The sequence below is a fragment of the Prolixibacter sp. DSM 2831 genome (assembly GCF_056493735.1).
The window spans coordinates 4,809,844-4,821,518 of sequence record NZ_CM151379.1; the positions used below are offsets into that span (position 1 = coordinate 4,809,844).

Below are 11,675 nucleotides of genomic sequence, written 5' to 3' on the forward strand. Positions count from 1 at the left end.
ATCGCAACTGCCTGATTAGGTGGACCAAGTTATTTCAAAAAAAGATCATATACAGCAATCACAGGAGAATAAACATGGTGAGTGGGCGAAAGGGAGACGGGGAATCAAGGCAATGGGGAGACAGCAATTTTGAATGATGATTTCGCTTCGGGGTAGCTGGTCCGGAGGGGGCGACCAGGCCCCGGGAGCAAGAAGTACGCGCACCATACCTATCGAACAAACGTTGATCGGAAGTTATCAAATGCAAAAACGACCGACCTTCTATCGGTATAAACTCAATGACTTTTCATACGAAGAGACGACTTCCTCAATCAGACTTTCTGGCTGAATGACCTTGACCCGCTCTCCGAATGAAAGCAACTCCTGAACAAAATCGAAAGTCACATGAAGTCTTAATTCAACCCTCAGCTCGTCGTCATTATCAACCAAAATATTCTGCGATTCGTGCAGTGGAAGTGATTTGATATATTTCCCCTGCTCCGGGATGAACGACAGAATAACTGTTTCCGGCACCGCCTTATCACCTATGATGATGCCGAAACAATTCCTAAAATATTCCTGAACATCTAAATCAACGGGAACCTGAAAACCGGTCTTCTGCACACTAAGCTCAGAAAGGCGATCAAGCCCGTAAATCCTGAGTTCATCCTTGTCAATATCTCTTGCAAGCAAGTACCAACGATTTTTGAATTCCTTTAAAGCATAAGGTTCTGTTCGCCGCGCACTGGGTTCGTCTTCCCAAAACTTCTGGTAAGAAAATGAGATCCGGAAACAATTCTTAATGGCATGCAACAAGCTGTAAAGATTCTCGGTGCCCTTTGTCTTCCGCTTTTCAAAATGAATGAAATCAGCCAGTTCATCCGTCAGATTTAACGCATTTAATGTGTCAAAGGCTTCCATGATACGCTGCTGCAGCTCATTGGGTCCCCCCCATTCAATGCAATACTGCTTCCGTGAAGAATCATAGGTAATATCAATGTCGTAAATGGTCCGAATATCATTCAAATCACGTTGAAAAGTACGAACAGAGATATCAAAATTATATTCTTGTAACTGAGATTCTCGTTTCAAATAATCTGAAATCTCCCTGAAAGAGGCAGAACTTTTTCTGAGCCTCTTGATAATTAAACTGTACCTGTATATGGCCTCCCTCTTCGACATACCTCTTTATTCTATTGATATTTATTCATGATATTGATGAAAGCTAGGGTTGGATCAGGCAAAAATCCCTCTTCTGCTCCGACAAAATATTCTTTTAATTCCAAGTCATTCTTCGATTTTCCGGTATAGAAGTACAGAAGCATATTTCGCTCGGGATAAAACAACGAATCTTTCCAACTGAAATACTTTTTGAAACGCAAATAACTTAAACACTCAACTTCCAATTCACGATACCGACTGGCTGCCTCAAAATTACTCTCGCTTACATGCTTTATCTTTCTCTCCACAGCCAGTTCTTTCAAGTCGGCATTGAAGAACTCAAAGTTTAGAAACCTGAATTCCACTCGAGATAATTTCATCAACTCACCAATCAACTTTTTAAGTTTCTTCTTATCCAACCGCTTTGCGTCGAGTAATTCATTTAGTTCGTCCGCTACTTCATCTATGAGTTCCATGACTTTTCTTTTTCACCCGAAGATAAGAAGTGGCAACGCCAAAACGTGTCGTTACCAAAAGCAGAACAACGAAAAACTGACTGTACCAGAGAAACGCTTTCCTACATTGTCAAGTCTTTTGCCTGCTCAAGCATATAACTCACTATTCTTTTAATCTCTGACTTCATTTCTCCTGTGGTAATTGCAAAAAAGGCTTCAGCATCCCAATTCCGATACTTTGTCATATACGACCATCCACAAGGTATTCCCTTGTTGTAAATATTATGTCTTTGGAATTTCGGAGACAAATATTCAATTGACTCTTCGGGCCTATTATCATCGTTCCTCAACTTGTACATATACCCCAACTCTATGAAATTACCTTTTTCAAACTCAAATTGAATATCAAAATACTCCCACTTAGAAATCTTAAAAATAAATTTTGCATATTTTTCCCCCTTTATAAATTGACTACCAACCTCAACCTGAATATCCAACTCTTTAGCTATTTCGTTCAAGCGCGCAATAAGCCTTTCAGCAAGATTACTTCTTAGTGCTTGTATATTCTCAAACACAGTAAATGCCGCTTCTATATTTTCTTTCGAAGAGGAGAGTAACTGAACAATCTCATCGGTGTTTTTTTTATTCATATCCTGATTCGTAAGTGTTTTCAAGTGATTAATGTATTGAACTAGGGTCTCTCGTACCAGAGGAAAACGTGTAGCAATTTTGACGCATTCATCCAACCAGGAAATAATATCCTTCTCAAATGAGAGTTGTTCATATCCCACTCCATCACTGCTGTTCTCGGATGCTTCACTCCCATCAAGCGTTAAATACAGAATTCTGTAATTCGCGTCCCCATATTTATTTTGAGCAAACTTGTTGTATCGCTTTAATTGTTCTTCCTGATCTCCGGCATAAATTTTATTCTCAATAATAATTGCATGGCCTTTCCCATCTTCAATTAAAATATCTACCCGCCCATCCGCTGTATAGTATTCCGTATATACATGGGCATCTTCGACATCAAAGATTTGAAAAGCCTCGCTAGAGAAAGCTATCTTAACAAATGCCTCCAGGAAATCCTTTTTTAATCCGTGAGAACCTTTTGGGTCCAACAATTCGGCAAGGATAGCCGAATGCGTAGTTTCGTAATGATTTACTCCCAAGACGCGAAACATATTAAAACGTCCTCCGGAAGCTTCAAGTATCTCTGCATTTTTTTGGGATATCACAGAAATTTGAGAGAGTAAACTTTGCATATTTTTCATTTCGATCTTCATTTATAGTGCAGGTGCATGTGTTCCTTTATGAGAACCATCCGGATGCCGCGGACAGTTAGCTGCAGCCATTGCACTTATCGATGAGAAGGATATTCCACAATACTTACAGGTATACCTGCTTTTTTCTTTCCCTTCATAAAGCTTATGCCGTCCCTTGCCTGCTCCCAAAGGATGCTTTAAACAATTTGTGCCCGTTAAACTTGAAACACTGGAAAATTTCCTTCCACAATATTCACAATAGAAATTTGTCATAATGTTTTGTTTGTATTATAAATGAACCTTCACTTACAAGTATTCATAAGAACAATAATATCCATCCTGGAAATTAAATTTCACTTTATAAACCGGGTAGTATTTGGTAAATGAAAAGATATCAAATTTAGGATAATTAGCGCATTGAAAGGCATACACATAATAATTTAATCCTTGCGATAATCGTTTCATCCGGGTAAGTAAAGGTGGCCCAAGCTTTTTATCTTCTACGTATTTTACAATCAGGTATTGCAGATAACGCATCTCATCTTCATCCACATCAACTATTCTTTTAGATTCTGCCGCTTTGACAGCCAATTGAGGATTTCTTCTGAAGAAGGACACTAATCGACGACAATTATCCTTAACCGTTTTCTTATATTCCTTCCCGTGAGGGCCATCATAAAAAATGCCTCCAAATCTGTTTCGTTCCGGATTAACCAATGCTTTTTCAGCAATCCGGATGGTGTCCTTTAGTAATCTGTCAAGTAAAATATCATCCCGAACTTTCTCCAGAATCTCCTGATGCTCCTCCGGAATAAATCCGTTATACGCTATTCTATTCTCTCGCTCTTCCATCTTCTTTTTCTGATGCGACAAATCCTGACAAGCGATCAGTCCGAGAAATAAGAAGACAATTAAAGGACTTTTCTTTAGTTGATTCATTTCCTTTTTGGCTCAAAAATAAATTCGCCCACAGACAAACCGTGTCGTCGAAAATTAGAAAGACTTCGACAAAAAGATAAAAGACCTATCCGGTCCATGGGATTTCAGGCATTCAGCCTACGTCAGCAGACTTCAATAGGGATTTTCATCCCTGCAGGGATAATACATTGTTAGAAAATGTAACCACAAATAATGTGCGACCCCACCCGGGGTCGAATAAATGATAAGGTGAAACTCGTTTCTAACATCATGTGACTCCTCCGGAGTCTTTCCAGCGGCGCCGGGTATCCGTTCATCATCTCAAATTCAATTTGGGGATCGGGAAATTCCTTTAACAACAGAAACAGCAAAGCCCAACCTGGAACATGAAATTCTCAAACCTGAAACCGAATTTAACCAATCACCACATCCAGTTGGCGGCCTTCGTCTTTGGCCTTTTTATCCATTTTGGTTCCCATACCCGCTCCAATAGCGATGCCAATGGGTAAACCAACTCCCAGATACGCAATATTTCCTATAGCTAAGCCGATGACAACACCAATGGGAATTCCAAAGGCAGCCATTCCGCTTGCCGTCCAAAGGTGCCGGTAATAGTTTTTTGGAACGAGCTTCAACCGCTTCTCCAGTTCTTTCACCACATATGCTTTCGACTTTATCAGTTGCCGCCCCAGTCCTTTTCCGGTTGCAGCATTGATCTTCTCAATCTCCGAGTTGACCAATTCTACAATTTCATCAGGAAGATCTCGTTTCTTCAACTCCTCAATCAATTCTGTAAACTGAAAATAGGTTTTTGCTTCCCGTCCGGAAGGTTGTTTTTTTAACTCGGTAAATGTCATCGGTTACTTTTTTTTGAATTACAGACAAGGGAAAAAGTGCAGTCAGAGTGAATAAGCTCTTTAAAATATATTATTGTTGATCCTCCAATCATCATTCAATATATTTTGACAATCAATGTCAGTCAGATTAAACCATTCACCTGTCTTACGCTTAGACTCAAAATATGAGTGTAAAGTTTTTTCAGTTTTAATTCCACTTGCTTTAAAAAAACCTACAATATCTAACGGCTCTGGATTTCCTGTTTGCAATGAAGATATTCTATTTTCAACTGACTGTCTCTCTGTCAAACCACTCTTTCTTTCCGTCCAACCAATTTTGAAATAGTTCGAATTACGTTGCCTTATCAAATAAATCAGTCCTTGTGTTGTCTTTTCATCAAATAGATTGTAAATGATGCTATTTGTTTTTTCAAAATTTCGATATGAGTAAAGCCACTTTTCCCATAGTGTTTTATCTGATTCAGCACGGTTAAGCGTGTCAAACTCCGCATCCTGCACTAACTTATCAATCTCGGCCCTCGTCATATATCCGCTTTCTACTAAAGATTTATAGATTTCATGCGCTTTTCTTTTATCGCGTTCTACAATTAATGTCCAGTCAGTATCTGTAAAATATGCAATTTTAATTTTAACACTTGGCGAATATCTTACTCCATATGTACCAAATCGGATTATATCATTGTTTTCAATTGGATTCTCTAAGAATTTTGGCGGTGGACAATTAATATAGCCTAATGATGCCTTCTTGTATTCATTTCTTCGTTCTTCAAAAAGTTTTTCTATTCTATCTGAATTTCTTACGCTGAATTTTTCATATCTATTGATATTTCTCACATTATTTTCGCCGTTATAAGCAGCCTCAAATAGTGTTACTACTTCAGAAAGCAATGAATATTTTGTATAATATCCTGGCGAATAATATTTTTCTATTACTCTTTTGACTTCAATTAAAATGGGGGCATAAATGTATTCATCAAAAAAGTGGTGCAAATCGGGTCTTGAAAGATAAACTGCAGCAATCCAGTTCACAACTTGCTTTTGAATGGTCTGTAGCTCATTATTTTTAAACCAACTATATAGTTCTGTATTAATTTCAAAAGCAAATATTTTATAGTCACCGATGCCAAATTGGAAAGTCCCTTTATTAATAGCCTTGTGCAACTCTTCTATTATTTCCCATTCATGAGGCTCATTCGGAAGAAAATTTCTAATTATTACAGATGCACGAATCATTCTCACATTTCTGACTCTCTCTAGAAAAGTTTCTTTCTTGAGTTTTGCCTCTAGATGAATATTAGGATTTATCAATAAATGATTCCCCATGATTTTATATTCAATGCCATAATGACCTGTTACTATTTATTGCTAGCTACTTACAGGTCATGAAGGTAGTAAAAAACTTTCCGAACATAATAATGGGCTTAAAAAGAATTTGTTCCCGTCTCCAATCGGTTTCCGACAATATGGTGAGTTATTTTTTTCAACTTCGGCATAAACGCCAGACTGTTCTATTGGTGAAAGTATTGAAAAATCGTTTCCGTGCGCAGATTTCCTGGGTTCACAGCCTGCCCTGACAGAAAATAGCGACATGAAGATTTAATGATTATACGAAACTCGACTTATTCACTATTTAATTAAATAATGAATAAATAATCTCATAAGAATTAAATATTTCATCATATGATGAATAGTTATAATATTTATATTTAATTATTCAACTAACTAATGATATATTAAAATCATTTGATTTCACTATTTCATTATCTGTTTATTCGTCGTAACTTAATGAAAGTAATCCTTCCCAGCAGGAAAAAGGTTTCCCAAGGGAAGATAAAGCCTCGTAACCATGCTGACCAAACTCATGACCAACTGCCGCGCCACCGAAGCAGGAAGCGTATCGGGCGAAATACTGATTGCATACCGTCGTGCTGCCATTAACGGCGACAGCCACCTAGCGAACATCATGGCGTCGCTGGAAAAACAAACGAAAGCTCTGACGACAGCCATCGATCGGGACCGGGCCAAATCGGCGCTGAAGGAGAAGAATGCGGCGCGCCACAATCATTGGCGGAGCCTGTCGTACCAGCTACTGGGAGCGGTTCACCATCCCGCCACCGAGGTGCAATCGGCCGGGGAAAAGGTGTATCATGTGTTTGAAAAGTACGGACTGGCCCTGATGAGGAAAAGCTACGCCACCCAAACAACGCTCATCCGCTCGTTCTTGATGGACCTGTCGGAACCAGACATGCAACAGCCGATTCAACTAATATCGGGGTGCAGAGAGCGGCTGACGCTCCTGGAAGCGGCCCAGGAGGAGTTCGAAAACAGTCGTCTGAAATTACAGACCGCCCGCGGAAAAGAGCGCAGGCTGGTGAGCGCCACCCGACTAAAACAACAAGTGGTAAGCCTGGTTAATAAGCAACTGGTCGTTCACCTCAGGGCCATGCAACAGGTAGACGATGCTGCTTACGGCAACTTTGCCCGCACCGTGGCGAAGATGGTTGCCGGGACCAATTTGCAGGTGAAAAGACGGAGGAAGAAAACAGAGAAGGCGTAAGCTTTTCCAATGTTTGAGACTTTGGAAAAGCTCAGGGCAATGAAAGCGCCCCTCCTAACCTCCCCAAACCGGGGAGGGATTCGGTCGCGAAGGACGGAGCGTTGAAGAACGAGACAGCAACCCAGGGCGTCAGGCCTTCAGCCTGGCGGGCTCCGGTCGGCCTGAAAGGCCAAATTATTTCAGCCCAATGGCAACGCCTTGGGGAATGAGGCAATAGAGTGCTGTAAGCGGTCGTGTCATGATTGTGTTTGAAAATGAGAGGTTGTTTCGACCGCAAGGGCGATGGAGCGGATAGAAGATATTTTAATTGTAGTTCCTATGTGCGGCGCAACAACGTTGTCTCTATCATAACGGCCGGAAGGTGCGCCTCTCGCTTTCGCGTGTATCCTAACCCGGGATGGTGTCATCACGACTACATCGTGATTCCTTACCCCGGGCTGCGGACTTTCAGGCCTTCAGCCTGACAACACAGAAACGTTTTTAACGATAGGAACAACAGCGAAGCGCAACCCGGAACTTGAAATTTTGAAACGTGCCTCCCTATACTGCGCGGCCACGATGTATTGTGGCCCTACAGCAACGGCTCAACCAGCGACGTCTTCCATCCTCCCCTGGTGTCATCTCGATTTCTTAAAACTTAACACCTAACACTTAAAACTCTTTTAACAACAGAAACCACAAAGCACAAACTATAATCCCGTGCATTTCTCACTGTTCACTACTCATTGTTCATTGCTTTGCGGCCGGGCGGAGGCCGACAGCCGGACGAAGCAGGGCCGGGTGGACGAACGGGAGTGACGGGGCGATTGAAATGAGCCCCCGGAACGACCAGTGAGAACCCGGGCCTGCGAGTACGCTACAGGCCGCAGACCGTAAAGCTGCCCTAAGCTAAATCTTTACGGTAACAGCGCTTCCGCTTGTGCTGGATGTGATCGAAATTTTTCCAGTTTTGGATGGCTTTGTTGTTGGTTTCGAGCATGCCGGTGGTTTCGAGATTTTTGACACCACTATTGATAAGCTCCTGCAACAGTTCGGAGAAGAGCAGTGAAACCATTCCTTTTCCCTGCCAGTCGGGATGCACACCGGTGAGCAACAGATCGCACTCATCCGGATTTTTCAATGCTTTTCGAATATGGAAAATCCCGAAAGGAAGCAACTTGCCATTGGCTTTTTGCAGGGCTTTGGAAAGCGACGGCAGCGCAATAATGAAACCGGCAATATTCCCCTCGCCGTCCTCAATCATTTTCACAAATTTAGGTTTGAGCAACGGAATGTACTTGTTCAGGTAATAACGACTGGTTTCCTCGTTGAATTCGACGACACTAAAGAGATCTTTGAAAGCAGAGTTCAAAATTTGGAAGACCCGCTGGCCATATTCGTGAAGTTCTTTCCGGGTTTTGAAGTTAACGACCTTGAGGCCGTAGCGGCGCTTTACCATGTCGTTAATGCGAACCGCCTTCTCGGGCAGTGAGAATCCCGCCAGCGACAACCGAAATTCAATCCAGTCCATTTCCTTGGCATAGCCCAGCCGCTCCATGTGCTCCTGGTAGTAGGGCAAATGATATTCGGAAACAACCGAAGGAAGGTAATCGAAACCTTCGACGAGCATCCCCTGGTGATCGAGATTGGAAAAGCCCAACGGACCATGAATGCCGTTGGCGTCGTGCTCTTTCGCCCATTGTTCGGCTTTCGCGAAAAGCGCATCAACCACCTCGGCGTCGTCGATGAACTCAGCCCGCGAAAAACGAGCCATCCGCTCGCCGGTTTTCTCGTTGTGCTTGTGGTGAATGATTCCGGCCAACCGACCTACGCATTTACCATCCTTGCGGGCAATCCACAAAAGTGTGTCACAGCCACGCATCGCAGGATTTTTTTCTGGCAACAGGGCATTCCGCTCCTCACTTTTGACGGGAGGAACCCAGTAGGGATTATCACGATAAAGCTCAAAAGGTAGTTCAACAAATTCTTTTAACTCATCAGTTGACCTGACTTCGACCACTTCAATTGCCATTATGCGTATGTTTCGGTTTGGTGATTTCAAAGATGCTCATTTTTCATTTCGGAATCAATTCGATGCCCTGTCCCGATGATTTAAGACGGTCAACCAACAATCCGGACAATCCTCACATCCAGCTACCTATCAAAACATTGTCGATTGCTGATAAAAATTTATCTGTTTTATTTCTGAATAAGTTATTTATCATAAAGAGAGTCCATTGAACATTGAGGTACCGACTGCGTTTTTGAAATCACAGCAAAACGAAACGCAATGAATGATATTTACGGTTTCGAAGCCGAAACACTGGAAGGAGAAAAAGTAACGCTGGACGCTTTTCGCGGAAAAGTGGTGTTGATAGTCAATACTGCCAGCAAGTGCGGATTCACGCCTCAATATGATGGACTCGAGAAATTGTATGAGCAATACAAAGAGGACGGATTGGTGATTTTGGGTTTCCCTTGCAACCAGTTTGCCCACCAGGAACCCGGTGGCAAAGAGAGTATCGAACAAACCTGCAGGGTCCGTTACGGCGTCACTTTCCCGATGTTTTCGAAAATTGACGTGAATGGAAAAAGTGCCCATCCTTTATACCAATACCTGAAAAAAGAAAAACCCGGTTTCCCGGGAAAGCGAATCAAATGGAACTTCACGAAATTCCTGGTCGACCGCAACGGAAAACCAGTGAAACGTTTTGCTCCTTATTTTAAGCCGGAAAAACTGGGTGAATATATCGAGCCGTTACTGAACCACCAGTAAACTTACACCAATTCAGCACCAAACACCTCGGTGAATTTCTGTCGGGTCAGTGCTTTAATGGCTTCGAAATCCTGCTCTTTTCCCAGTTCTTTTTGCAGGGAAGTTACTCCCTTGTCGACAAATCCACATGGGTTGATGTGCTGGAAGTAGTTCAGATTCGTATTCACATTGAAAGCAAAACCGTGCATGGTAACGTGGCGCGAGCTTTTTACCCCGATAGCGCAAATTTTTCGTGCAGTAGGTTTACCCACATCGAGCCAGACACCGGTTGCACTTTCGTCGCGCGAACCTTCGAGGCCAAACTCAGCGATGGTTTTGATGATAGTTTCTTCGAGGTTATATATATACTGCCGCAAGCCCATGTCGAAATTCTCCAGGTCGATAATGGGATACCCTACAATTTGTCCGGGGCCGTGATAGGTAATATCGCCTCCACGATTCGTGCGAAAGAAGGTAGCGTCCTCTGCCTGTAGCTGGATATAATTGAGTAAGAGATTGTGTTCATCGCCACTTTTTCCCAGCGTATACACATGCGGATGCTCGACAAAAATCAAGTAATTGGGTGTTTCCTTCCTGGAAGAGGGTTCTGCATTTTTATTATCCAGTTTCATCTGGATGGTTGCCCCCATCAATTCCTCCTGACGGTCCCAGGTATTTTTGTATTCGGCTACACCGAAATCGAGATACTGAACTTTTCGATTCATTTGAGTAGTACTCCTAAATCAGGCCAATTAAAAGAACAGCCCCAAATCCCTTGAAGGGGACTTAGGGGCTATATATTTCTTGTTTTGCGTTCGGTAAAATTAATTAATTCACCCGGGGCCTGATATGACGTTCGGCATGGTATGACGAACGTACCAGTGGTCCACTTTCCACAATACGGAATCCGCGGCGTAAACCTTCTTCTTTCAACGCACGGAATTTATCAGGATGAACATACTCCTCTACCGGAAGGTGAATCTTCGTCGGCTGCAGGTATTGTCCCATGGTCAGGATTTCGCAACCGTTGGCTACCAGGTCGTCCATTGTTTTGTATATCTCATCAAGAGTTTCGCCCAATCCAAGCATCAGTCCTGACTTGGAAACGGTTCCGGATTCTGAAATGGTTTTAATAACTTTCAGACTGATATCGTACTGCGCTTTACTACGCACCTGTGGCGTTAAACGCTCAATGGTTTCCAGGTTATGCGAAATAATATCAGGCTTGGCATCGATGATCTGTTTCACCAATTCGGGCTTCCCATCAAAATCGGGAATCAACACCTCCATCGTAGTATCCGGATTCACCTCTTTGATTTTGTTGATGGTTTCCACCCAGTGTGCTGCACCTCCATCGGGCAAGTCATCCCGGTCAACCGAGGTAATCACGGCATGTTTCAAATTCATCAACTGCACCGAACGGGCTACATTAGCCGGCTCATTCGGGTCAAGCGGTTTCGGACGACCGGTTTTGGTAGCACAAAACTTACAAGAACGCGTACAGATTTCCCCCAGAATCATGAAGGTTGCGGTTCCTGCGCCCCAGCATTCCCCCATATTCGGGCACTGTCCGCTGGTACAAATGGTATGTAGATGGTGATCACGAACGACACCTTTTACGTGACGGTAATTCGTCCCAATCGGCACCTTAATTTTCAGCCAATCGGGCTTTCTTCTAGTCTCCATAGCGAATCTACTTTTTAAAAGTTGCGCAAGATAAGCATTTTACAACAAAGCCTCTTTTCACAC

The 11,675-nt window shown here is 42.7% G+C and carries 11 protein-coding genes; 2 read left to right on the top strand and 9 right to left on the bottom strand.

The features are described from left to right. Nucleotides 1-261 precede the first annotated feature (261 nt). The 6 genes from AC060N_RS19875 to AC060N_RS19900 form a co-directional block, all read right to left on the bottom strand. Nucleotides 262-1,071, bottom strand: coding sequence for a helix-turn-helix transcriptional regulator (locus AC060N_RS19875; RefSeq protein ID WP_463231111.1), 810 nt, complete (start codon nt 1,069-1,071; stop codon nt 262-264). Nucleotides 1,072-1,172: 101 nt separating this feature from the next. Continuing rightward, nucleotides 1,173-1,616, bottom strand: a complete 444-nt coding sequence (locus AC060N_RS19880; protein ID WP_463231112.1) for a hypothetical protein — start codon at nt 1,614-1,616, stop codon at nt 1,173-1,175. 101 nt (nt 1,617-1,717) lie between these two features. Further along, nucleotides 1,718-2,869: a PDDEXK-like family protein gene (locus AC060N_RS19885; RefSeq protein WP_463231113.1), complete on the bottom strand. Its 1,152-nt coding sequence runs from the start codon at nt 2,867-2,869 to the stop codon at nt 1,718-1,720. 297 nt (nt 2,870-3,166) lie between these two features. Further along, nucleotides 3,167-3,799, bottom strand: coding sequence for a hypothetical protein (locus AC060N_RS19890; RefSeq protein ID WP_479525239.1), 633 nt, complete (start codon nt 3,797-3,799; stop codon nt 3,167-3,169). A gap of 392 nt (nt 3,800-4,191) precedes the next feature. Continuing rightward, nucleotides 4,192-4,635 (bottom strand): hypothetical protein, encoded by a 444-nt coding sequence (locus AC060N_RS19895; protein WP_479525240.1) that lies wholly within the window; start codon nt 4,633-4,635, stop codon nt 4,192-4,194. Nucleotides 4,636-4,695: 60 nt separating this feature from the next. Continuing rightward, nucleotides 4,696-5,958, bottom strand: a complete 1,263-nt coding sequence (locus AC060N_RS19900) for a GIY-YIG nuclease family protein (protein ID WP_463231116.1) — start codon at nt 5,956-5,958, stop codon at nt 4,696-4,698. 523 nt (nt 5,959-6,481) lie between these two features. Here AC060N_RS19900 and AC060N_RS19905 point away from each other — a divergent pair. After that, entirely contained in the window at nt 6,482-7,192 is a 711-nt protein-coding gene (locus AC060N_RS19905; protein ID WP_479525241.1) for a DUF6261 family protein, read from the top strand. Between the two features lie 883 nt (nt 7,193-8,075). Here the strand turns inward: AC060N_RS19905 and AC060N_RS19910 are convergent. Continuing rightward, on the bottom strand, nt 8,076-9,203 hold the full coding sequence (locus AC060N_RS19910) for an N-acetyltransferase (protein ID WP_479525242.1): 1,128 nt from the start codon (nt 9,201-9,203) through the stop codon (nt 8,076-8,078). Between the two features lie 258 nt (nt 9,204-9,461). Between AC060N_RS19910 and AC060N_RS19915 the strand changes: the two genes are divergently transcribed. Beyond that, nucleotides 9,462-9,947, top strand: a complete 486-nt coding sequence (locus tag AC060N_RS19915; RefSeq protein WP_479525243.1) for a glutathione peroxidase — start codon at nt 9,462-9,464, stop codon at nt 9,945-9,947. A gap of 2 nt (nt 9,948-9,949) precedes the next feature. Here AC060N_RS19915 and lipB read toward each other — a convergent pair whose 3' ends face one another. Further along, entirely contained in the window at nt 9,950-10,651 is a 702-nt protein-coding gene (gene lipB / locus AC060N_RS19920) for a lipoyl(octanoyl) transferase LipB (RefSeq protein ID WP_479525244.1), read from the bottom strand. A 103-nt stretch (nt 10,652-10,754) separates the two neighbouring features. Beyond that, nucleotides 10,755-11,612, bottom strand: a complete 858-nt coding sequence (gene lipA, locus AC060N_RS19925) for a lipoyl synthase (RefSeq protein WP_479525245.1) — start codon at nt 11,610-11,612, stop codon at nt 10,755-10,757. Nucleotides 11,613-11,675 lie beyond the last annotated feature (63 nt).

Excerpts from the sequence above, each read along its gene's own strand:
- AC060N_RS19885 (WP_463231113.1), bottom strand. The coding sequence starts at position 2,869 with ATGAAAAATATGCAAAGTTTACTCTCTCAAATTTCTGTGATATCCCAA.
- AC060N_RS19890 (WP_479525239.1), bottom strand. The coding sequence starts at position 3,799 with ATGAATCAACTAAAGAAAAGTCCTTTAATTGTCTTCTTATTTCTCGGA.
- AC060N_RS19915 (WP_479525243.1), top strand. The coding sequence starts at position 9,462 with ATGAATGATATTTACGGTTTCGAAGCCGAAACACTGGAAGGAGAAAAA.
- AC060N_RS19910 (WP_479525242.1), bottom strand. The coding sequence starts at position 9,203 with ATGGCAATTGAAGTGGTCGAAGTCAGGTCAACTGATGAGTTAAAAGAA.
- lipB (WP_479525244.1), bottom strand. The coding sequence starts at position 10,651 with ATGAATCGAAAAGTTCAGTATCTCGATTTCGGTGTAGCCGAATACAAA.
- AC060N_RS19880 (WP_463231112.1), bottom strand. The coding sequence starts at position 1,616 with ATGGAACTCATAGATGAAGTAGCGGACGAACTAAATGAATTACTCGAC.
- AC060N_RS19905 (WP_479525241.1), top strand. The coding sequence starts at position 6,482 with ATGCTGACCAAACTCATGACCAACTGCCGCGCCACCGAAGCAGGAAGC.
- lipA (WP_479525245.1), bottom strand. The coding sequence starts at position 11,612 with ATGGAGACTAGAAGAAAGCCCGATTGGCTGAAAATTAAGGTGCCGATT.
- AC060N_RS19895 (WP_479525240.1), bottom strand. The coding sequence starts at position 4,635 with ATGACATTTACCGAGTTAAAAAAACAACCTTCCGGACGGGAAGCAAAA.
- AC060N_RS19900 (WP_463231116.1), bottom strand. The coding sequence starts at position 5,958 with ATGGGGAATCATTTATTGATAAATCCTAATATTCATCTAGAGGCAAAA.